This window comes from Providencia sp. Marseille-Q8014 (assembly GCF_965112055.1).
In genome coordinates this window covers 931,094-953,968 of the sequence record NZ_CBCOPT010000001.1, presented here as the reverse complement: position 1 = coordinate 953,968, position 22,875 = coordinate 931,094, and the positions used below count along the sequence as shown (strand labels likewise).

19 protein-coding genes are annotated in these 22,875 nt (G+C 35.9%); 6 read left to right on the top strand and 13 right to left on the bottom strand.

Translation table 11 applies throughout. From position 1 onward, the window contains the following. Positions 1-3: 3 nt before the first annotated feature. Positions 4-2,025: a TonB-dependent receptor gene (locus ACWPW6_RS04085; RefSeq protein ID WP_249999946.1), complete on the bottom strand. Its 2,022-nt coding sequence runs from the start codon at positions 2,023-2,025 to the stop codon at positions 4-6. Between the two features lie 789 nt (positions 2,026-2,814). Further along, on the bottom strand, positions 2,815-3,534 hold the full coding sequence (locus ACWPW6_RS04080; protein WP_249999942.1) for a 4'-phosphopantetheinyl transferase family protein: 720 nt from the start codon (positions 3,532-3,534) through the stop codon (positions 2,815-2,817). A gap of 275 nt (positions 3,535-3,809) precedes the next feature. Between ACWPW6_RS04080 and ugpQ the strand changes: the two genes are divergently transcribed. After that, a complete protein-coding gene (gene ugpQ, locus ACWPW6_RS04075) occupies positions 3,810-4,550 on the top strand; it encodes a glycerophosphodiester phosphodiesterase (RefSeq protein WP_249999939.1) in 741 nt (246 codons plus the stop codon). Between the two features lie 113 nt (positions 4,551-4,663). Here the strand turns inward: ugpQ and ACWPW6_RS04070 are convergent, their stop codons facing one another. The 10 genes from ACWPW6_RS04070 to ACWPW6_RS04025 form a co-directional block, all read right to left on the bottom strand. Then, a complete protein-coding gene (locus ACWPW6_RS04070; protein WP_454210133.1) occupies positions 4,664-5,305 on the bottom strand; it encodes a fimbrial protein in 642 nt (213 codons plus the stop codon). A 117-nt stretch (positions 5,306-5,422) separates the two neighbouring features. After that, entirely contained in the window at positions 5,423-7,030 is a 1,608-nt protein-coding gene (locus tag ACWPW6_RS04065; protein ID WP_230085829.1) for a fimbrial protein, read from the bottom strand. Between the two features lie 12 nt (positions 7,031-7,042). Further along, positions 7,043-9,538 (bottom strand): TcfC E-set like domain-containing protein, encoded by a 2,496-nt coding sequence (locus ACWPW6_RS04060; protein ID WP_247047754.1) that lies wholly within the window; start codon positions 9,536-9,538, stop codon positions 7,043-7,045. 19 nt (positions 9,539-9,557) lie between these two features. After that, entirely contained in the window at positions 9,558-10,241 is a 684-nt protein-coding gene (locus tag ACWPW6_RS04055) for an EcpB family pilus assembly chaperone (RefSeq protein WP_454210131.1), read from the bottom strand. A gap of 96 nt (positions 10,242-10,337) precedes the next feature. Further along, complete coding sequence (gene ecpA / locus ACWPW6_RS04050) at positions 10,338-10,961, bottom strand: common pilus major fimbrillin subunit EcpA (protein ID WP_154623300.1); 624 nt, start codon at positions 10,959-10,961, stop codon at positions 10,338-10,340. Positions 10,962-11,178: 217 nt separating this feature from the next. After that, positions 11,179-11,499, bottom strand: coding sequence for a helix-turn-helix domain-containing protein (locus tag ACWPW6_RS04045; protein WP_154635647.1), 321 nt, complete (start codon positions 11,497-11,499; stop codon positions 11,179-11,181). A 1,113-nt stretch (positions 11,500-12,612) separates the two neighbouring features. Further along, a complete protein-coding gene (locus ACWPW6_RS04040) occupies positions 12,613-12,927 on the bottom strand; it encodes a helix-turn-helix domain-containing protein (protein ID WP_154635646.1) in 315 nt (104 codons plus the stop codon). A 277-nt stretch (positions 12,928-13,204) separates the two neighbouring features. Beyond that, positions 13,205-13,870, bottom strand: coding sequence for a heme exporter protein CcmB (ccmB, locus tag ACWPW6_RS04035; RefSeq protein ID WP_196713828.1), 666 nt, complete (start codon positions 13,868-13,870; stop codon positions 13,205-13,207). Next, positions 13,870-14,487: a cytochrome c biogenesis heme-transporting ATPase CcmA gene (gene ccmA / locus ACWPW6_RS04030; RefSeq protein ID WP_154621792.1), complete on the bottom strand. Its 618-nt coding sequence runs from the start codon at positions 14,485-14,487 to the stop codon at positions 13,870-13,872. Before ccmA ends, ccmB begins: the two co-directional genes overlap by 1 nt. A 29-nt stretch (positions 14,488-14,516) precedes the next feature. Beyond that, a complete protein-coding gene (locus ACWPW6_RS04025) occupies positions 14,517-15,692 on the bottom strand; it encodes an ion channel (protein ID WP_154621791.1) in 1,176 nt (391 codons plus the stop codon). A 379-nt stretch (positions 15,693-16,071) separates the two neighbouring features. On the opposite strand from ACWPW6_RS04025, the gene cptA reads away from it, so the two are divergent. Beyond that, positions 16,072-17,781, top strand: a complete 1,710-nt coding sequence (gene cptA / locus ACWPW6_RS04020; protein WP_154621790.1) for a phosphoethanolamine transferase CptA — start codon at positions 16,072-16,074, stop codon at positions 17,779-17,781. 58 nt (positions 17,782-17,839) lie between these two features. Here the strand turns inward: cptA and ACWPW6_RS04015 are convergent, their stop codons facing one another. Next, positions 17,840-18,493: a DUF421 domain-containing protein gene (locus ACWPW6_RS04015; RefSeq protein WP_154621789.1), complete on the bottom strand. Its 654-nt coding sequence runs from the start codon at positions 18,491-18,493 to the stop codon at positions 17,840-17,842. Between the two features lie 310 nt (positions 18,494-18,803). Here ACWPW6_RS04015 and ACWPW6_RS04010 point away from each other — a divergent pair, with 310 nt between their 5' ends. The 4 genes from ACWPW6_RS04010 (at position 18,804) to ACWPW6_RS03995 (ending at position 22,781) form a co-directional block, all read left to right on the top strand. Then, on the top strand, positions 18,804-19,349 hold the full coding sequence (locus ACWPW6_RS04010) for a hypothetical protein (RefSeq protein ID WP_163860741.1): 546 nt from the start codon (positions 18,804-18,806) through the stop codon (positions 19,347-19,349). A gap of 172 nt (positions 19,350-19,521) precedes the next feature. Beyond that, positions 19,522-19,959, top strand: a complete 438-nt coding sequence (locus ACWPW6_RS04005; RefSeq protein WP_249999931.1) for a GNAT family N-acetyltransferase — start codon at positions 19,522-19,524, stop codon at positions 19,957-19,959. Between the two features lie 73 nt (positions 19,960-20,032). Beyond that, positions 20,033-20,299 carry a DksA/TraR family C4-type zinc finger protein gene (locus tag ACWPW6_RS04000; protein WP_154623328.1) on the top strand — a complete coding sequence of 89 codons (267 nt, stop codon included), beginning with the start codon at positions 20,033-20,035 and terminating at the stop codon, positions 20,297-20,299. A gap of 475 nt (positions 20,300-20,774) precedes the next feature. After that, a complete protein-coding gene (locus ACWPW6_RS03995; RefSeq protein ID WP_249999929.1) occupies positions 20,775-22,781 on the top strand; it encodes a BCCT family transporter in 2,007 nt (668 codons plus the stop codon). Positions 22,782-22,875: the final 94 nt, after the last annotated feature.

Genomic DNA, 22,875 nt, shown 5'->3' with positions numbered 1-22,875 from the left:
GAGTTAGAATTTTAGTTCAGCCGTAATACCTACGACTCGCGGCTGTTGATATGTTGTATATCCACCTGTAATAACTTTCACTTTTTTATCTGAATCAAAAGTATTATCAGCGTAAAGTGCTACTCTTCCATATTTAAAATTATAAGCTAAATATGCATTAGCTTGTGAATAGGCATTAATTTTTGACTCTTTACTATTTGATACAGAGGAATAATAATCGCCTGTGTAATTTACGTTAGCCCCCACCTCAAATCCCCTTGGTAGTTCATAACTCCCCCCTACATTTAATGTATAACTTGGTGAGCGACTTAATTTATTATTTTCATAACTTTCATTTTTTTTATATTCTTTGATCTTAGTTTTGAGTAACCCAAGACCTGCGTATAAATTTAGTTCATCGGTAGCTAACCAATTAACATTTAGTTCTGCTCCATATGTTATCGCTTTATTCGCATTATCAACGACCGTATTGCCTGAAATATTATAGTATGGCACTTGTAAGTCTTTATAATCATTATAGAATATATTGGTATTGACACTAAGGCGCTTATCGTCAGAGATCCATCTATGGTAGAGCTCGTAGTTCCATACATATTCAGCATCATATTCATATGTTGCAAATGGAGGTTGAAATGAAATGCCGGCTCCCCCAGGATTATATCCCCTTGCAACCTTAGCCCCGACACGTTGATCATTACTGATTAAATATGCAACATCAAATTTTGGTAAGAAGATATTTTCTTTATCTTTGTAGTTCACGGCAAAAAGACTTCCCCCAGTTCGTGAGTGTTCTTCTTGCTCATAACGTGTAGATATGTTTACTTCAATATTTTGTACTGGCTCAAATGTTAGCTCACCATAAACTGCCTTTGTCGTCGTCTTATCTTTATATGAATTTGGAACCATGAGTAATACTCGCTCATCCTGAGGCGCATTAAAATAAAATAGCCCAAGCAGCCCTCTATAGCTTCCATTATCAAATTTTAATATCGGCTCAATTTGTGTTTCATGGCCTTCAACCCTTGCAGGTCCCCCTGTGGGTAGTGAATAACGGTCCTGAATATAATTTGTATAGATTGCTTTATTTTCAAATTTCCAGTTATCGTTTATTTGGTATCCCATATCCCAAATGTTTGTAGCCGATCTAATTTGGAATACAGCACGGTATGTATCCGCTACCGTATTAGATTTAAATTCGCCTTGCGGTGCCCGAGAGTCAATATGGGAAAAAGTGTAAGAAGTGTAGAAATCGGGTAATGCTGAAGGTAACCATACCAATTTAGCTCGAGTCGTTGTCGCTTCGAATTTACTCGAATCACCAGCAGGATAGTAATCAGCCAATTTTTCATATGATTTTCTCTCTTGCCTATCAACACTTAGACGGAATAATAACTCTTCATCAACAACAGGCCCAGAGACCATGGCAGCATATTGTCGACGATGCTGATTTCCATAATCTACTTTTACCGCACTTTCATATTCATTTATCGGATCTTTACTTTGCATCACTATTGCACCTGCAATAGCATTACGCCCATGAGCATAACTTTGAGGACCGCGATACACTTCCACTTGCTTCATGTCCCATAAAGATTTGGTACCAAAAGCCAATTCATTGTAGTTTGAAGTCCGTCCATCAATTTGGACATTTATACGTGGTCTTGCACCAGTAAAAAACGCCATCGCGCCAGGAGATACTGAGCCATCGATACCTCTAATGGTCGGTAATTCATTACCTAACCCCGTATCAATTATATTTGGTGTCTGTTTAAGTATTTGTGTTAGCGAATATAAATCGGGACGTTTCTCTAATTCTTTAGCTGTGATGATATTAATACTAGCACCGGTCTCAACAGCTCTACGATTAAACCTTTCACCTATTACAACTATTTCATCAGAATTTTCTAGGTTATCCGTATTTTCTGTATTGTTTTTTTTATCTATCTCATTCGCGACACTCAATGAGCTAGAACAACAAATGAGAAGTAAGCTAAGAGAGCTTAATTTAAATTTAACTTTATTCATTTTTAATAGACACCTAATATGTAGTTGGTAAATTATATAGTAAATTCAAAATGCTATATTATAGTTATATATAAAAACTCACCTGCAAAGGCTATCTTTATATTTTAAGACTTAATTAAATAATAGAGTTTAAATATATATATAAGCAGAACAAGTAAATACATCTAACAGCTTAATATTAATGATTTGACATATCCTTGCGTATAACGCGCTAAATTTTTTATTTTTATGTTCCATCATATCCATATAAACATGATGAAACTATTATTATTGTTAATGAAATGTTACAACGAAAAACCTAGCTACCGCCCAAAATAATCCAATAGTCCCCTCATTAAAATCAGCACTTTTATTAATGTTTTTACAAATGATAATGATAATGATAATGATAATGATAATCACATCCATTTCTTTTAGCATGCTTGTAAACTTATGTCAAATTAGCAATAAGTGCGTATTACCTTTAAGCGCCATCATTACAACTAGTTGATTTATAAGTTTAATTTATATTGAGGATTTGACGGGGATTTGTTTAGGAATTATCTTAGAGTGAAAAAAATCAGATCTAGATCTGATAAAATAAAAGTGGTGTAGATAATAACATAAAATATACTTTATGTTTGTGTGGGATTTCTTAAGCGTTAATTTTAAATGTTTATCTATTCTTAGGCAGGAAAATTTTCGTTAAAGAAACAGTTTATCAACAAAAATAATAAACCTTATTAATTACAGCTATTAGGTTATCATAGGCTCGAATTATCTCTTTCATTTATCTTTTTATTACTCTAGCTACTCTACCATTTTGATATTATTCGATGTAAAAACATGATTATCGATAACTCTATATTGAATATTTATTTTATCTCCCACATTCCATCTCTTAGCAAGCTTTTTTGTTAAAACAAATTTCAAATTATCATGGGTCAATTCAATCAACATGGCTGTATTAAAATCAAAAACCTCCCTAACGTCTTTATAAAGAGATTTAAATATTGACTCTTTTGCAGAAAAAATTAATGTAACAAATAATTCCTTTGAAAATTTTATTTTTCTATAGATATCGAATTCATGAGCGACCAAAACTTGATGCTCAATTTCTTTACATAAATCAGAACTTATAACTTTCTCACAATCAATACCAATATTGGTATGTGTAGACTCACTCGCTATACAGGCAGCTGCTATCGATTCTGTATGGGTAATTGAACCAATGATCCCATTTGGCCAACAAGGACTTCTATCAGGATTGCTGATAATTTCGTAATGCTCTTCCGTTTTATACTGCTTTAATGCCATTTTTGCACAGATCCGCCCTGCTAAATACTCACACCTGCGTTTAGGAACCATATTATTGAAGGCTAATGGCAATGCGACTTGATGAAAAGTAAAATCTGTTTCATCAATGTCGGTTATCTCGAAACTTATCTGCCTACAGTACACATGCTCATTTGGCAAAAGGAAATCAGAGGGCAATAATGAATACTTGAAGTGACTTGATAGTAAATGCATCTAATTTTCCAACTTAGACAAATATAAATGAGCACTTAAAATAACGCGACACGCGGATGATGGCAACGACCTTATTTTTAGCTATTTTTAACCAAAATATACTCATTCGCCTTTGAATACACTCGCAAAAAGATGCACTATTCATCTGTGCTTTTCATGAATATCATATATCGAGTCTAAAAGATTGTTCGTTAGTTAATAAACTAAACGTTATGATTATACTTACCTGAAAAGCAATTCTCTTTTTCACCTTTAATAGCCGATGGACAAAATATATGAAATCTTGGCCCTATCCTAAAATTGTCGCTCACCGTGGTGGTGGTATGCTAGCACCAGAGAATACCCTTGCAGCTATTGATGTTGGTGCTAGTTTCGGTCATACAATGATTGAATTTGATGCAAAACTATCTCAAGACAAACAAATATTTTTACTCCATGATGACACGCTTGAACGTACAAGCAATGGCCAAGGTATCGCGGGTGAATTAGATTGGGAACAACTGTCAAAAATTGATGCAGGAAGTTGGTTTGGTCAAATATTTGCAGGTGAGCCATTACCATTACTCTCTCAGGTTGCAGCACGTTGCCAGCAATATGGAATGATGGCAAATATCGAAATAAAACCAACCGAAAATTTAGAATCAGAAACAGGAAGAGTTGTTGCACTAGCCGCACGTCAATTATGGCAAAAACAAACAGCGCCTTTACTTTCCTCTTTTTCCATTGAAGCATTAGAAGCCGCTCAGCAAGCAGCACCTGAACTACCAAGAGGATTGTTATTAGATGAATGGCGAGAAGATTGGCAAGCGCTAATAACACACCTTGATTGTCTATCAATCCATTTAAATCACGAATTACTCGATGAAAAACGCATTAAGCAACTAAAAGACTTTGGATTATATATTTTAGTATATACGGTTAACTCTCCTGCTCGTGCCTCTCAGCTTTTAGCATGGGGTGTCGATGCTATCTGTACAGACGCGATTGATATCATTACTCCCAATTTTGGCGCCTAGTTATCGAACAAATGAAAGTGAGTGAGTATGAACGCCATGTATTATTTGTTTTAATATATGGCGATCTCCAAACTAACTTTCCCATAAATTGCAATGTTTGGGTGAGTTTAATATTAATCACAATTACCTATTGGATAATATTTATCAAAAGCAACAATGTATTTATGGCTTTTCTTTTTTAATCTTGCGTCCCGATACGCCTGTTGGGGTAACAAGTAGAGTACATAAGGAATATCATCTTCATTAGATTCACAATTATCATGTAAAATGACTCTAAAATAGGTATTACCCGTATTTTTTAACACACCTTCATTTTGCCTAAAGTCATATTTGAAATTAGGATTTTTAGGCCTTACTACTAGATAGGTTTCTAAGCTTATCGTTGGATAGAATAATGGCTGCTTTTTTTGTGCCCCAGAATTTTTTACTTCAAATGGCGTTTCACTGATAATAATTTTGTAATAACGTTCTTGGTCATCTTCTTTTCCACGATAAAATATTTTAAAAAACTCCCGTTCTCCCGGTAGTAAAATTTTCTTTAAGGGTGTAAAAATAATCTCTCCATTACTGATTTCTTCTCCAACTTCATCGTTCCCTGGTTTATCAATCTTATATGCACTAAAGCTGTATAAGTTAGTTGTTTTTGTATCATTAACATATGACTTCGACAAAAACGTCTCACCTGATTCTACAGAGGAAATATCAGCATCAATGTATAGCCCATAAGCCTGCTTATAGAATAAGAGTAACACCATAAAAAATAGGCTGCCCAGTAAAGAATGACCATTGTTTTTAAGCATATCATTGACCACACTAAATTAAAGTCAGTGTATTTATTCAAACATAAGAGATAACACGATTCTCGAACAGTACTATTGAATATCTGGACCTGTCCAAATGGCTTTCACGACTACCGTTCCGCTAGCAGACACTGTTCCGAGCCAATCAATACCATCTAATGTAAAAAATGAGTTGGAATCATTCATGGGAAACGATAGATCTAAATGAGTTCTATAAAAAGAGCCTAAATCTTGATTAGGTTTATCCCATGGCGTTTCTTCCCAAAATGCATTTTTCAGTGATATTTCATTACTATCGCAATTTGCCCGATAAGAAGACTGTGAGCCATTTTCATTTTTAAATGATAAATAAGCAGAAAAAGGCACTTTGAATTTGTCATCATCCGAAGAGAAAAGGCAATATGTTCGTCCTTTTAAGGTTATCGTTGGACCATCGACTTTTGCTGTAATTGAATCCGCCTGTCTTGGGCCACTTGTCGTCACAATGTAATTAAATTCAATAGGAGGTTCATCATTTCCAACCTTTCCTGTTTTAGACTGCTTCGGGTTAAAATCTGTTGGTATAATGCTAATTCCATAATCTCTAGGTTTAATAATTAGCATATTGGAAGGTGTAAATTCATAATAGCCTGATTCAGGTACCGCAGTATTTGTAAATGAAAAGGTAAAAAACTCTTGGCTATTAGTAAAATCAATACCTCTAGATATTAGTAATTTCAAAAAAGTGTTCGATAAAAAAATAGATACATGCTTATTACTATTTTGAAAATAATAGTTTGCTTGATATGTTGTATTATAATTATACCACCGATTTGTCCCATCATCAGGGCCTATCAGAATACTGTTTGCAGCTGGTGTAAACGGTATTAGTGTTGAATTTATTTTTAAACTCAGACGAATATTATTAAATATATCGCCTTTTGTTTCATGATCTATAACTTGGCAAATAATCCCATTTTGATTACCAATAATACCTATACGGCAAAATTGAGAACCAAGACCAATGCTTGGGTTACCATTACTATCAATAAAAATTTCTTGTAACGCCCCCGTTGACGTTAATTTGATATGACCTGATTTCGTAATATTAAATTCATGAGAAGCAATAATGTTCCCCCCAACACTTCGACAAGACTCCCCCTTACTTGGATCGTAATCTGTCGTGGTCATACAAGCTCGATAACTGTATGTCTCTGCTGAACCAACAGGTAATGTGAGAAAATATTGATATGCGGAATCACTGAATATGCCTCGAGCATAATTGGACTGGCCATTCGTATTACTCTGTACGATTTTATACGCGCCATCTTTACCAAGATACTGAGCTGGCCAATACCCGCTATTATCATTGCAATAACCCCGCATACATCGGTTTCCCGTAAAAGGTCTATCTATTTGCGAGTTTTCTAACCAAATATCAATATTACGATTCGCGACAATTCCAGTATTCACATATCCCATATACCCTAAACTTCGCTGTGAATCACCAGAATATCGAGTATATTTATTCGATCCCGAGAAACGCGGGTCTGTTGTTCTTGGGGTAATAAAAAATTCATTGTCAACGTTGTTTTCTATAAAAACATAGCTATTAGACACATTCGCCCCAATAGCAGTCACACTTGTTAAACCATTTAATATGGAGCAAATGAAAAATATAAAAAGTATATTTTTATTCATTTAAAATTCTCACTATCTTTTTGCAAGAGATGATTGAGGTTCGCAGGTGACATCACCAACCCACAAAGCACCGCGTGCACCTTCTAAATTTAAATCTGCCTCACAAATTGTTTTTTCATCATCTTGTAAGAGAGAAATGACAGGATAACGAACATCGACATCCATTGAAAATTCACCGTTCTTATCGGTTCTTGTTCTACCAATATGATTACGAATTGAAGCATATTTAATAAATTCACCGTCAGGTGATTTGAGTCGACCAAAGACGGTGACGAGTTGCCTAACTTCGGGTTGATAGAAAGCGATATTACCCGGATATAATGTCACAGACTTATTTCTTCCTGAAATAATGTCAAAACTATCTTTAGATTTCCCATCATTCATTAATTGAATCTCATAATCTGAATATGGCGATAGCGGAATAAACGTATTTTTCCCACTAATTGGATAATTTTGACCGTTAACTTTTGCAACCATGCTGCCATTACCCGTGATCGCTGAATTTATAATGATCCCTGATTTACCTTGTTGACCACTAGGCATGATCGTGCCATCACTATAAGCAATAGAACCTCTAGACGTTAAATTACCATTTAGCCTATCACCATCAGGACGATTAACAGTGATCGTTCCTGAGTTATATTTCATATCGTAAGAAGCATAAGCTAATGTAGAAAAATCAGACTCGCCATTATTCTTGTCACGGACTAACTTCGAAACAGAAAGCCCTGCATTTGTAATTGGTGAATCTTCAAAGTTCTTATTCGCATAAATATTAGCTTTGATATTACCATTGGTCGATGAAACCCCCGTGCTTAACCAAGTCGATAGGGGCAATGAGAAATCGAGATTAATGTATTTTTCGTTTGTACTGCTTTGGTTATCATAATGATAACGTTGAACGCCAGCTCTTAATCCAACCGTACCATAACGACCAGAAAATAATGTATTGCCATATTCATAGTTAATTGAATCGCTGCCTACACGACGGTCTTTGGTATTACTGATAGTAAAAGTCCCTGCTCGATCAATAATTTTGTCAAAATTGAAAGTACCACCATAGGAATAGCTATCCGCGTCATAAAGGGGTAAATCGCCTTTAATAACTGTTTTTTCTCTTGATGCCCACAGAGAACCGTATCCTTCAGGTATCGTCAGAGAAACAGTTCCAATATTTCTATGGCTACCATGATTTTCCATCATGCCTTGCCATGAAAGAGAGATGTACTCATTTAAAGCCACATTGATACTGGTTTCATTAACAAAAAATTTGTCAAAACCATAATTAGACATCGTTAAGCTTAAACCGGACAGTACCGGAAAACTTCTAGCAATAGAGATACCTAATAAATAACTCTTTTCTGGTGATTGGCTATGGGAATTTTCATTTCTGACATAATATTTTTTATCAAAATCAACATAGCCGCCGTATAATTCCCAGTTTGTTTTATCGAAATTTCGTCCTATCGCTCCGAATGACTTATTAATCGTTTGGTTCTGTGTCGTTACCACTTTGCCATCTACAACCGTTTCAATGGTGACATCATAAATACCATAAGGTAATACACTCGTATCAACCTCATAGTTACCCATCGGGAAATTTTGGATATTTAATAACTTGCCCTGCCGATAAATTCGAACCTCACCAGGACTATTTAAAAACGCATATATCGGTGTTAGCGATTGCTGTTTATTTGCCACAACACTTGATGAGTGATTACCAATTGATGCCGCATAAATTTTACTACTACTTAGCGTTGTTAAACTGGCAATAGACTGTAAATTCCATGTACTCATCAGACCTAATGCAAAGCGAAGACCATTAAAATCACGCTCATACATAGCCCGATAAAGCTCAACGTTAGAATTTGACTTGCCAATACTATAAGCTGAAGCATTAATATTTATATGATGCTCGGCAGCGGCAAATAACGTATCTAAATTGAAATAGCTACTGGATGAGTTTTTTGCGTTCTTTACATGGCTTTGGAAAACCCCCAAATCATAATTGGCAACGGCTGAAAACCTATTTACTGACGAATCACCAAGTGAAAATCGTCTAACGCGTTCTTTAGGGGAGAATGCTGCTTTATCTACATCTAGAGATAAGTTAAATGAAGATATATTCAATTTCAAAGTCGCATTACTATCAATAGAAATATCACTGTTTTCGTCAAAAAACACATTATTCTTCTTTTCTAATGTTTCGATAAGTAAGCTATTTAATTGTGGTCCTTGTGTTGAATCAATAATATGAATACTTGCTAATTTTATTTTATCATGTTCAATAACAATAACTGCATCGGCAATTTTATCTTCGCTTTGATTGCTACTAGCCGCATCGTTTAATCGTAAGAATACTGGCACAGACATGCCTTCCTCTAAGGCCATAACAAATGCAGGAGGAATAATATACCCGCCAATTTTAATGCTTTTTATGTCATTAGCATTAATAGAATTGGAAAAAATAATACTCATTATTGATATAGCAAGAACACTCTTACGCATGATTAAAGCCTATTATTCATTATTTGACAACAATGAACTCTCCTTTGTGCCAAATACCTACACTAGATTTCTTATTTGTGAGATCGACAAATTGTAATTTCACCGCTAAATTAGGCATCAAGTAATAACGCTCTCGACATATCCCATCCACACCACTTTTTTGTTTTGATGCTAAACAAGGACCAGATGCAACAACTCGAAACGTACTATTTCCTGTATTAGAAATCTGTGAGTTTGCATATTTATAATTGAATTTTTCTATTCTAGGCGATACGACAAGTATGGTACTAATTGTTGCTGAAGTCGTCGCCGATGCAGATTTCGCGCTTTTTGTTGCCGTGCTTTCTCCAATAGGATCGTCTTTCCAATTTAAGCGATAATAACGTTCTTTATCGTCTTTTGGCCCTTGATAAATAATTTTAAATACATCTTTAGCATTTCCTGGCAAAATTAAATTGGCAGGTGTTGATAATATTTCATTAGGATCAGTTACTGATACTACTTTTCCATTATCTAAAGGCGAATCTATTTTTTCGATAGTTAAATTCACTAATCTTGCTGTATTAACTGTATTTTCGACTTCTTTGGATAATGTATCTTGGCTTGAGTCAATAATTTCAGTAATATTACCGACATTAACAGCCAAACTATTTTTCAATGGTAATAATGATAATAATATTGCGGCTACAGTTGTTTTCTTTATCATAATAAATAATTTAAAAAGAAAGACGATAAAGATACTATATCCTTATATTATCTTTATCGTGTCAGTTAATTAATAGACTAAGCGAATCAACAATTATGCTTCTGGAGCCGGCTCAACAGGAGAAAAATCACCATCCCACGTAGCAGTAAATTGAACTTTTACATCGCCATCCCAAGTACCATCAGTGAGTGAATTAAAGTCAGCTGCTGCACCTTCTGATTCAGCACCCGCGATAACGAATGTAAATTCACCACGGTCAGTTGCACGCTCAGAGCCATTGAAAATACCATCAGCAGCTAAGTTATCTAATCCAGATGTCAGATTTTTTGAAGTATCAATCAATACTGTGTCTGTTGTTTTACTGAGGTCTTCACCATTCCATTTAACACCAACAGTGAGTTTAGAATCATCCGTCGTTCTTGCTAATGTATTAGCAACAATCTTTGATGCTAATTTAAAATCTGTTGCGCCTGCTTGCCCTTGAATAGCAATGTCGAACGCACCATTTTGTTGGTTAAAGCTTTTTTGACCTTCAGCATAATTAAAGGTTAGGCTTTTTAATGGAGTTACAACTAACATGCTCGTTGTATCTTTAATCGCTGTTGCTTGCCAAGTTGCAGTTGCTTGAGCAGTACGAGTCTCAGCATTCGCCACTGTGGCAAAAGAAGCTGCAATTAATGATGAAAGCACGATTGACGTCACTTTTTTATTAAACATATTATTCTCTCTATTTTTATCTATTACACAAAAAAATTAATTGCATAGCATAAAGAATACTGTCATCAGGATTCTTTATTAAATACAATAAAAAACCATGATAATCATTCTATTTACTAAACGATTAATGGATCAAAACACATAGGATATAAAAATAAGCATCTACCCTAAGGTCATTATTAAAAAATATATGATATGAAAAACCTAATAGTTATAATCAGTTCCAAATTTTATTGGAGACATTATTTAAGATATGATAGTAAACCCTATCTTTTTTTATCGCATCTTTAATTCTTTCGTTATCATGCTCATCCATTACTGCATTAAACAAATCTTTCCATGTTTTATTTAATGCCAGCAGTATGCCATCTACCATTTCAAAAGTAAGTTTTGTCTGGCCGGTTTCATAACGAGAAACTTGCTGTTGACTAACATTTAACATTGTAGCTAGCTGGTAACCCGAATAGTTTTTTTCTTTCCTTATTCTTCTTATATACGCCCCGATTTTTTTATTTATTTCATCTGCCAGATAATCCATAAACCTTACCCTATATAAGAATAAATATGATTTTTGAAATACTTTAATGGATAAATCAAATTCACGCTCAAAATTTATTGTGGGGAGATAGTAAAACTAACATGTAAATTTGTATAATCGATTTCGATAATCAAAACCCATAAATAGAAAGTGGAAAGCTATTAAAATAAGTATTCTTAACAAAGACAGAAGACAAAAAATCAAAAAAATCAACATTAACAAGAAGATATATGTATAACCTTTTTAAAAATAAGGTTTTATATTTACATTTAGACATAAACAACAATATTCAAACAGAAAAATTACTCCGATAATGATTAATTTGTTCAAAAATAAACCTAGTAATTATCTATTTGCTCAGTAAAAGTACTCTTTATAGGTGTTATTACTCATATTCAAACATTTTTTTAGGATTTTTCTGACCATAACCTATGTACAACGGAAAGCGCGTTAAGTTTTCCCGCGATCCCCTACAACAATATATTAGCCATAATTCATGGCTAATACTTGCTTACTAAAAAGATAGAGCACGGAAAGTCCAATAGAGCAGATGAGCACTCAGGAAGAACAGAGACTGATTGGCTTAATTTTTATAAATAAGGTTTGAAAAGCGTGACGTGTGCAAAAGAAAGATAAGATAAAAATGTTTGAATGGCGAAATACTCGCTTCCTTTTAATAATACAATGGCGGCATAAATCAAAATTAGTTTATAGCCGTTACATTTGAGCTATGTGCTTATCATTTCTTTTGATTAGTTAAGATTACTTTATGTTTGCTTTTTATAAGAAAGGTTTAGCTTAATGTGCATCAAAGAGAAATGAGATTAGATTAACTGTTCTATAAAAAATTTCAGCTCATCCATTATGTAACGAATAAGAAACCACTCTTACTTTGTTGTAATGAATGAGCTGTTGGGTAATGTGAAATTCAACAGTATTTATACATCTCACGTAAATAACGTATTTTAATCCATGTGATTATGCACTCTAGATTAAAATTAATGCCCGATAGAATCCGATAAATTATTGCCATAATGCGGTACTGAAAACTGCATTCAAAGTATTACCCATTTAAGAAGACAAGCAAAGATAAAATTAGTTAATGATATAACGTTATGACCAATAGTATTTCGGTGTTTTATTAAGAACCTTCAGATATATATTATTCTCTTCTATCGTTTTTTCAGTCACAATCTGATTGTTAACGTTAACAGTTTTAGCTATAAAATCAGCCCAATCACCGTTTAACTCTATCATTAATTGATTAATCAACGTGATATTATAATTCACTTTACCCGTTTCATAACGAGAAAGTTGCTGCTGGCTCAAACCAAGCTTTTTCGCTAATTGGTAGCCAGTCATTCCATTTTTTTTCCTCAAATTTTTAAAATATAACGAAACAATACTATTTAGTTCTCTATTATCCATTGATATATCCTTTATATTTTTAACACACTTTAAATTATACATCTAACCCGCAATATTTAAAGTCTTTTTCACAAGCGAGCACAATGAGATAAAACAATGAAAATATATTAATATTCAATTAGATAAAAAATAACGCACTGCAAATGTTAACGTTAACTTAAGGATATATATAAAAGACACAACTTATTACAAATTAGATATAACAACACATGCTAGGTAAATAAAAACATTCCAATGACCTAGCATATGTTGACGACTTGATATATTAACTGGGCTATTAGCTATTACTCACATTAAGCTTTAATGCCGCGGCAATTGCGATGGGAGAAAGGGTGACACTCGCGGCTAACAAAGCAGCCAAAATAGCTAAATAGCTATTTAGTGGCATATTAAAACTATGAGCTTCCATTGTTCCGGTTGCATAAATAAGCACGGGAATATATAAAGGCAACACAAGTAAACTGACAAGCACCCCGCCCTTTTTCAGAGATACCGTTAAGGCGGCACCGATCGCCCCAATAAAACTCAAAATAGGCGTACCAAGTAATAAGGTTCCTGCGAGTACTAATAGCGTGCTCGCATCAAAAGAGAGCATCAATGCAGCAATAGGTGATAATAAAATTAAGGGAACCCCCGTTACACACCAGTGTGCAATCACTTTCGCGAGTACCGTTATAAAAAGTGGATGAGGGGCTAACAATAGTTGCTCTAATGAACCATCCAAATAGTCATCCTTAAATAGACGCTCAAGTGAAAGTAATGAGGAAAGGATGGCTGCGACCCAAAAGATCCCTACGGCAATACGTGAAAGTAACTGAGGCTCAGGCCCAATACTTAAAGGAAATAATGTAATCACTATAAGGAAAAACCATAGAGGGTTCACTAATTCCGAAAAACTTCTAAACGCTATTTTTAGCTCTCTTCTGAAGACTAACCAAAACATTATTCATACCCGCCTGTCAGTTTTAACGTTCCAAAGTGTCCCGACATCGCTTGATGGGAAGTGAATAGAATTATTCCCCCCTGCTCTGCATGTTGATGAAAGCGTTCCGTTAAGCGTTTTACTCCCGCCACATCAATCGCTGTAAAAGGTTCATCTAATACCCATAAAGGGGATTCACTTAGCCATAGTCTTGCTAAATTAACTCGACGCTGTTGCCCAGCAGATAATTGACCGACAGGAATATCTTCATAGCCTATCAGAGACACTTCTTCTAAAGCAGACCATAAACCCTCTCCCGCTGCATGTTTATGATGCATTTGATAGTAAAACTGAAGGTTTTCATAAGGAGTGAGTAATGATTTGACGGCGGGTTTATGCCCTAAATAGAGTAATTGACGAGTAAAATCTTCTTTTAACTGATGAATAGATTGCTTTTCCCATAAGATGTCACCTTCATCGGGCTTTAAAAGTCCAGCTATCATGCGTAATAACGTCGTTTTTCCTGCGCCATTCGGTCCTTCGACTTGGAGAATTTGTCCTGGTTGCACAGTAAAATTAAGCTGCTGAAAAAGCACTCTATCTTGCCGCTGACAACTGATTTTCTCGGCAGTTAGCATAGTATATTGTTCCTGTTAGTTGCTCGGTGCTATTGGCTTTTCACCACTTTATTTAACAGAATATCACTAATACTTTCATTCGATATTGTTTCACCGCAAAGCACCTTCATCAAAACTTCTCCCCCGAGTGAAGATAATGAAAACAGCATATCAGGGTTAAGTAGACGAATTTTATCCATATTGCTTTCTTGGTTAACCAATACAATGGTTTTTACCCCTTCCTTCGCTAGCTGTTTCACACCTAATAAAGCGAAAGTACTCAAAGCATCACTATCCGTCATGATTAAAACGTATTTAGCCTGTTTAACATTGGATTCAGCTAATAGCTCAGTGCTTGTCGGATCCCCCGTCACAATATTATCCTTCTCAGGATAGTGTGTTCGATGGCTCTCTTGACAAATAACCGCAACAGGCAGTTCTCGGCTTTTGAGTCCTTGATAAACACTTACCGCCATCGGTGTACTACCGATAACAACATAATGATTTTTCATATAAGAAAACCTCTTACGAACAATTTCCTTTGTTCCCTTAGCGAGTAACCCAACCACATAAACCACTGATGTTGTAAAAATGGTAATACCAAGAATAATAACAGTGACCGTAAATACCCGAGCATCTGTTGAAACAGGAACAATATCGCCAAAACCAACCGTCGTCATACAGACTAAAGCAAAATAAAATGCGGTCGATCCATCTTTAACCACAGGCAAAAATTCATCACCAATATAAAGCGTGCCAAAAATAGAATAGAGCAACAAAGCGATAATACAGGTTATTGCGACAAAGCCTGCACTCGTTAAGCTGTGATGATGATAGCGTTTCCAAAATACACTAAGAGCGATAAATAGCGCTAATGAGAAGTAGCCTTGATGCACATTTTCCGTTGCAATTTTTAAATCAACAAATGAAATAATGGCTAATAGCAACAGTGAGAAAACCCAGGCTATTCGCGCACCGTTGATCATAAAAAATGATAAAAAGACTAAAGATATTCCTAATAGAAAGCGGGGAATATCCAACAATTTCATAAAGCCGAGAGATTTAAGCCACTCAGTGAAGCCATTGGTTCGCCAATCAATATAGTATGTATAGGCACCTAACACAGGCTTAATGATCATATACCCATCAACAATGATGAGTATTGATATGACTAATCGAATAAATAAGGATGATTTCAGAAAAACAATAAATGCGTTATCTGACATTTTTCCTTCACCCTCTGATCACCTAGAATTACATAAACTCCTATATATCACATGTTGGTCAATGATGTTAGTTTGAATGGCGTGCTTCATTTAACTTTTAGCTCAATCTATTCATTTTTATTCTTCCTTGTACCCGCACCTATCCCCCTCTTAAACGAAATCATCAATCAACACCCCGTTAAACATAAGCGTAATCGATGAAGCCATTCTTTTTTTGATGGTATTTTTTTGATGATTGATAACCAAACATCAACCAAGTCTAAATCAATTATTAGCTAATTATTTTATTGAACTTAAATTCGAAGATAATATCTAAAAAACGATTTTTGACATTTCTTCTCAATCGCCCAGCATAACGAGTATAAGAGTTCAATTAAATATGGTTAATTCTACGCACACGAAAAAATTTAGTTGGTCAGCCTTGTTCTGGCTGCTTATTTATTTTTGGTACTTCTCCTCTTTATTGCAAATTTATGTTGTTATCACCGGACAAAGCAATACCATCGGATTAAGAGATTCTTTACTGTACAGTACGCTTTGGTTAGTGCCCGCCCTGTTCTTTCCACAACGCATCAAATTAGTTGCTGGTCTTATCGGTATTATTCTTTGGCTTTCATCTGTCGTCGCACTGGCGTATTTTGTTGTATATGGACATCAAATATCACAAAGCGTGATGTTCGTTATGTTTGAAACAAATACCAACGAAGCCGGTGAATTTTTACAACAGTACATTAGCTTTAAAGTTATTGCCGCTATTCTTCTCTACACTCTTGTGGCTATTTTCTTATGGACGAGACTTAAACCAGTCTCAATGCCTGTACCGGCGAGATTATTAGTTTCGTTATTGGTGCTGACAGTCTTATTTGCAATTCCTTATTATAACAAAGGAATTAAGCAAGATAGGCCAATCGCAAATGTGATGTCTTATGTCAATAGCAAACTTGCTTATGCTGCACCTTGGCAGTTTGTTAGTGGTTATTTCCTATATAAAAACCAATTAGCCAATATGGAAGAGCTGATTCGTGATAATAGCAAAATCCCACCATTGGAAAACTTCATCGATGCTAACGGAAATACCCCAAGAACGTTTGTTCTCGTTATTGGCGAATCAACAAGCCGTGATAGGATGAGTTTATATGGCTACCCACGCCAAACAACCCCAGAGCTAGAACAATTAAAACAACATTATCCAGATAATTTATCTGTCTTTACAGATGTTGTGAGTTCTCGCCCTTATACTATTGAAGCTCTACAACAAATTTTGACCTTTGCTTCTCAGACTGAACCTGAACTGTTTAATTCACGCCCTTCAATCATAAATATGATGAAACAAGCAGGGTTTAAAACATTCTGGATTACTAATCAGCAAACGATGACTGAGCGAAATACGTTACTAACCGCCTTTTCTCGCCAAACCGATAAGCAATATTATTTGAATAACGATATGGCTCAAAGCTCACGTATTTATGATGAAGTGGTGCTAGCGCCATTTAAAGAAGCGCTGGCAGATCCCGCAGAAAAGAAATTTATCGTTGTTCACTTGCTCGGCACTCATATGCGTTATGAATTCCGTTACCCTGAAGATAAAGCGGTATTTAAAGATAGAGATAATCTAGTTCCTAGTAACCTAAAAGAGAATGAGGTTGCCGATTACAATGCTTATGATAATGCACAGCATTATAATGACTACATTGTCTCATCTTTAATTAAGGATTTCGACTCATCAAAAGAAAATGGGTTTTTAGTCTTTTTCTCTGATCATGGTGAAGATGTATTTGATACACCGCCTCATGAAACTTTAGGACGCAGTGAAGGTAAGCCAACTCGTGTTATCTATAATGTACCTTTCCTAGTATGGCAATCACCAGAATGGTTACAAAATCATCAATTTAATTTAAACGATAAAACCGATAGGCCTTATAGTACTATGGATTTTATTTATTCATGGTCTGATCTTGCTGGTTTTAACTATCAGGGTTATATACCGCAAAGAAGTCTATTTAGTCATGAGTTTGTACCACAGCCACGCTACATTGGCGATCCAGAGCAAAAGTCATCTTTAATGTTGTATGATGATTTGAAAAAATAGCCGTACACAACATGAAGAGCCATAAGGCTCTTCATGTTTATGTTTGCGTTTCTTCTGATTACTTTATTTTTCCATCTTGTAAGATGAATTTCACTTCCCCTTGCCAAAATTCAGCAAGAAATACCGATTCTGGATGTTCAATTCCCCGCTTAGCCATTTGCTGGGCTAACCAATCTTCATCTTTCTCTACTGACTTCAATTCATTGATTCTGGCAATACCGTCTTTCATAACAATAACAGATGGCATATTGGTAGGATCACAAATGACGGTTAACTGCCCATCCGGTTCAATCTGTGCATAATAGATTTCTTGAAATGAGTGCACACCTTGTGCATGAATTTTTGATGATATATTCAAGATATCAATTTTATTTCCCTTTTCTAATATATTTTCCATGATGAAATTTCCCTTGCTAATAATGGGAATCGGATTACCTATAGTCACATTACGAATAAAGTTAAATTTTTTGGTTAAATAGTTTAGCCCTGAAATAAATGAAACGCCGATAAGCAGTATAATAATATACTGATACAGTGGGATCGTATCGCTATAAATCACACCACCGATGATCCCACCTAAAACAAAGTTCCCAATAAAATCGATCGGTGTCATTTGAGAGAGTTGGGTTTTCCCCGACAAATTCATATGAGTAAGAACAATAGCAAAACCAATCATAAACTTAACAATAACAAGCATATAGTAATAACTCATATAATACTTCCTTTAGCATTCCTATGGTTGTCTTAATTTTCGTTTAATAAAAAGATAACTCTCTAACTGCCGATTAATACTAGAGTTCAATTATAGCTAAATCACCAATCGCATTTCTAATATTAAGAAAAATATTGATATGAGACATTAAAGCTTTCATTTTATTTTTCGTTATAATTTTTTCTTTTAATTCTTTAATTTAAACCTTCAGAACCAACTGATTTTTAATTTTTAAAAATATGAGTTATATTTATATCATGCTACTTATAGTCAGTCCGTATCCACTCACATCATGCTAAAGGAAATGTTTATGAAAAAGAAAATGCTTGGCTCTCTTATTCTAGCAGGTATTATCACTATGGCAGCGGGTTGTGATGATTCATCAAAAAAAGACCAAACGATGAAGCAAGCTGAAGAAAAAGTAGAGCAGATAAAAGAGTCAGGTGAACAGAAAGCCGCTGAAATCAAAGAAAAGGCAACAGAAAAAGCCGATGAACTTGAAAAACAAGCGTCAGAAAAAGCGAATGAGCTGTCCGACAAAGCGAAAGAACTAAAAGAGTCAGGTGAGCAGAAAGCCGCTGACCTCAAAGATAGCGCTACACAGAAAGCCGATGAACTTGAAAAACAAGCGACAGAAAAAGCAAATGAATTGTCAGATAAGACTAAAGAGCTAAAAGAAGCTGCCGACAAAAAAGCAGATGAACTCACTGAGTCAACAAAAGACAAAATTTCAGAAACAAATGATAAAATCACCGAAAAAAGTCAACAACTGAAAACCGATGCAATTAATAAAGCCGATGAGCTAGCCACTGATGCTAAAAGTAAGACTGAAGAGTTAAAATCAGAAAATAAGTAATCATCTACTCATTGACTCTATTTCCTCAAAGCAGGCCTCCATCGGCCTGCTTTTTATGTGCTCTAGTCTTGTAATATAGAGAGCACAAAAATCGTATGTATTATATCTCCATACTGCTATAACGCTTCAAATCTCGATAATATAAACGACTCATTTAGCAATAGAGGACAATATGCAAGTAAAATATAGCGTTGGCTATGCCTATCCGGAACTTGTCAATCATGCCTTTCAGCTACGTCAACAGGTGTTTACTCATGAACAAGGTTTCCCAGCTGACATTGATGTTGATGAATATGATGACAACGCGCTACACGTCGTACTCTATATAGACCATACTCCCGTTGCAGTGCTGCGCTGTATTTTATCCCCCCATAAGGCCATCAAAGTGGGTAGAGTCGCTGTTCTCAAGCAACATAGAGGTAAAGGCCTTGGTCGTAAGCTCATGACGTTTGTTGAGCAATATGCCAAAGAGCACCAGTTCCAATCTATTGAGTTATCCGCACAGCACACTGCGATCGCTTTTTATGAGGCCTTAGGCTACCACACTCAGGGAGATAGCTATGATGAGGACGGAATGGCACATATCTATATGGTTTTATCATTAACATAGCTTCTACTCCCTTGAATTTTCTATTTTCGCCTCTATGATTAGTTGAAGTGATGCTTTTTTGTACGAGGCGATTATGGCTAATGGTTGGGCTAATGAAAATGCGGTTCAAGAACAAATCGACGCAACACTGAATGACGCTATTACTAAGGCACGAAATCAACTTCATACAGGGGAAAGCGCTAAGTTTTGCCTAGAATGCGGGGAACCTATCCCTATTGCACGTCGTCAGGCTCTTCCTGGCGTTCAATTGTGTATAACCTGCCAAAATATATTCGATAATAAAACTGCAACGTTTAGCGGATATAATCGTCGAGGGAGTAAAGATAGCCAGCTACGTTAAAAACGTTTGCTCCCCATTCCCTATAAAGGGATCGCAATATTCGCTCATCTTGCTGTTTTTTGCATATTATCGGATGAACAACGTTAACTTAATTAACGTTTCTGAGGGTTTTATCTAACTTTTTGTTAAATAGTCAAAAACATAACAATGATTACAGTTAATAATGTGATTTATAAGACTATATTTGTCATGAAAAATAGCACTATTTTCTGTTTATTTGAAATTAATCTTGGCATATGGCAGTATATCTGCCTGTTTTTTTGCAAATGGGGTATTAACTGTCAAAAAATATCGATAGCAAACTCAGTCAACTATCTGTCATTTCGCTATCTCTATAAACTGTTTCATTATTGTTCTTTCTATCGTTTCCCAATTGGGACCCTTTCGTAATTTCATTGGTTCATTAAGAAGGACAGCTCACCGCATACTCAGCTCATTTATTGGTATGCCAAAAATAAAATCAAAGAAGGTCGTTATGAGTCAAAATAGTACTGATTCGAAAAAATTTCGCTCAAAAATTAGTCCTCCCGTGTTTTATACCTCTGCTTTCGTTATTTTGGTGATTGTCGGCTTTGCTGCCCTCATGCCTGAAATAGCAGAATCTCATCTAAGTCATCTTCAACAAAACCTCTTCAATAATGCTAGCTGGTTCTATATTTTAGCCGTAGCTATCGTTCTTTTGAGTGTGACTTATCTGGGACTCTCTCGTTATGGACAGATAAAACTGGGACCTGATCATGCGCAGCCCAATTTTAGCTATGTTTCATGGTTTGCTATGCTTTTTTCTGCGGGGATGGGGATTGGATTGATGTTCTTTGGCGTTGCAGAACCTGTAATGCACTATCTCAATCCGCCTGTTGGTGACCCTCAAACCGTCGAAGCCGCAAAAGAAGCCATGCGCTTGACCTTCTTCCACTGGGGTCTACATGCATGGGCAATCTATGCCATTGTTGCGCTGATCTTAGCCTTTTTTAGTTACCGCCATGGGCTACCGCTAACATTACGCTCTGCGTTATATCCAATTATCGGTGAGCGTATCTATGGACCGATCGGCCATTTTGTTGATATTTTTGCTGTCGTGGGGACCGTTTTCGGCGTCGCAACATCACTAGGATTTGGTGTGTTGCAGGTTAATGCGGGTATGAATCATTTGTTTGGTTTACCTGTTAATCCGACAGTACAAGTTGTTTTAATTGTTCTTTTTACTGGTCTTGCAACACTTTCAGTAGTCTCTGGTCTTGATAAAGGGATCCGTATTCTCTCTGAATTAAACTTAGGTTTAGCCTTTATATTGATGCTACTGGTACTCTCTCTGGGACCAACGGTTTTATTACTTAAATCATTTGTAGAAAATACGGGTGGCTATCTATCCGAAATTGTAAATAAAACCTTTAATTTATATGCCTATGAACCTAAATCGAGCGATTGGCTTGGTGGCTGGACATTACTTTATTGGGGATGGTGGTTATCTTGGTCTCCATTTGTTGGGATGTTTATTGCTCGAATTTCACGTGGACGTACTATCCGTGAATTCGTCACCGGCGTCTTATTCGTTCCTGCTGGTTTTACATTGATGTGGATGACATTCTTTGGTAACTCTGCGATCAATCTAATCAAAAACCAAGATGCGGTTAAATTAGCAGAAACCGTGCAGTCGGATGTATCCCTCGCACTATTTGAGTTTTTAACTTACTTCCCATTCTCTACCGTATTATCATTTTTTGCCATGCTGATGGTCATTGTGTTTTTCGTCACATCCGCAGACTCAGGTGCAATGGTTGTCGATACTTTAGCGTCAGGTGGTGATTCAAATACACCGGTTTGGCAGAGGATCTTCTGGGCTGGGTTAATGGGCGTCGTGGCCATTACGTTATTACTCGCAGGTGGTTTACAAGCCTTACAAACCTTAACCATTGCAAGTGCCTTGCCTTTCGCGATGGTACTTTTAGTGGCAATCTATGGTCTATTCAAAGCATTACGTGTTGATGCTTATAAGCGTGATAGCCAGCAACTTGCGACAATCGCACCAACCGCAAGCCGTAACCCTATTCCATGGCAACGCCGTTTGCGTAATATCGCTTATTTCCCAAAACGTAATCAGGTTAAACGTTTCCTTGGTGAGGTCGTTCATCCTTCAATGGAGATGGTTTCTGAAGAGCTTGCGAAACAGAATACAACTTGTCATATCTATGATGATAAAGATGACAGAATTGGCTTTGAAGTTGATTTAGGCGAAGACATGAATTTCCTATATGAAGTTCGCTTGCGCTACTATGTCCAACCTTCTTTTGCGCTTTCTGGCATGGGAGCAGATAGTGATGATGAGAAAAGCGAAGAGCAAAAATATTACCGCGCTGAAGTTCACCTTAAAGAAGGTGGGCAGGATTATGATGTGATGGGCTGGACCAAAGAACAGGTTATTCATGATATTCTCGACCAGTACGAAAAACACATTCACTTCTTGCATTTATTAGGTAAATAATCGCTACGTGCGTTAGATAACTAAAAATAGCCCCTTAATCGAGCATAACTTGATTAAGGGGCTAGTGATTTTTACACGCTACCATAAGTAGAGC

Excerpts from the sequence above, each read along its gene's own strand:
- ACWPW6_RS04085 (WP_249999946.1), bottom strand. The coding sequence starts at position 2,025 with ATGAATAAAGTTAAATTTAAATTAAGCTCTCTTAGCTTACTTCTCATT.
- ACWPW6_RS04080 (WP_249999942.1), bottom strand. The coding sequence starts at position 3,534 with ATGCATTTACTATCAAGTCACTTCAAGTATTCATTATTGCCCTCTGAT.
- ugpQ (WP_249999939.1), top strand. The coding sequence starts at position 3,810 with ATGAAATCTTGGCCCTATCCTAAAATTGTCGCTCACCGTGGTGGTGGT.
- ACWPW6_RS04070 (WP_454210133.1), bottom strand. The coding sequence starts at position 5,305 with ATGGTGTTACTCTTATTCTATAAGCAGGCTTATGGGCTATACATTGAT.
- ACWPW6_RS04065 (WP_230085829.1), bottom strand. The coding sequence starts at position 7,030 with ATGAATAAAAATATACTTTTTATATTTTTCATTTGCTCCATATTAAAT.
- ACWPW6_RS04060 (WP_247047754.1), bottom strand. The coding sequence starts at position 9,538 with ATGCGTAAGAGTGTTCTTGCTATATCAATAATGAGTATTATTTTTTCC.
- ecpA (WP_154623300.1), bottom strand. The coding sequence starts at position 10,961 with ATGTTTAATAAAAAAGTGACGTCAATCGTGCTTTCATCATTAATTGCA.
- ACWPW6_RS04045 (WP_154635647.1), bottom strand. The coding sequence starts at position 11,499 with ATGGATTATCTGGCAGATGAAATAAATAAAAAAATCGGGGCGTATATA.
- ACWPW6_RS04040 (WP_154635646.1), bottom strand. The coding sequence starts at position 12,927 with ATGGATAATAGAGAACTAAATAGTATTGTTTCGTTATATTTTAAAAAT.
- ccmB (WP_196713828.1), bottom strand. The coding sequence starts at position 13,870 with ATGTTTTGGTTAGTCTTCAGAAGAGAGCTAAAAATAGCGTTTAGAAGT.
- ccmA (WP_154621792.1), bottom strand. The coding sequence starts at position 14,487 with ATGCTAACTGCCGAGAAAATCAGTTGTCAGCGGCAAGATAGAGTGCTT.
- ACWPW6_RS04025 (WP_154621791.1), bottom strand. The coding sequence starts at position 15,692 with ATGTCAGATAACGCATTTATTGTTTTTCTGAAATCATCCTTATTTATT.
- cptA (WP_154621790.1), top strand. The coding sequence starts at position 16,072 with ATGGTTAATTCTACGCACACGAAAAAATTTAGTTGGTCAGCCTTGTTC.
- ACWPW6_RS04015 (WP_154621789.1), bottom strand. The coding sequence starts at position 18,493 with ATGAGTTATTACTATATGCTTGTTATTGTTAAGTTTATGATTGGTTTT.
- ACWPW6_RS04010 (WP_163860741.1), top strand. The coding sequence starts at position 18,804 with ATGAAAAAGAAAATGCTTGGCTCTCTTATTCTAGCAGGTATTATCACT.
- ACWPW6_RS04005 (WP_249999931.1), top strand. The coding sequence starts at position 19,522 with ATGCAAGTAAAATATAGCGTTGGCTATGCCTATCCGGAACTTGTCAAT.
- ACWPW6_RS04000 (WP_154623328.1), top strand. The coding sequence starts at position 20,033 with ATGGCTAATGGTTGGGCTAATGAAAATGCGGTTCAAGAACAAATCGAC.
- ACWPW6_RS03995 (WP_249999929.1), top strand. The coding sequence starts at position 20,775 with ATGAGTCAAAATAGTACTGATTCGAAAAAATTTCGCTCAAAAATTAGT.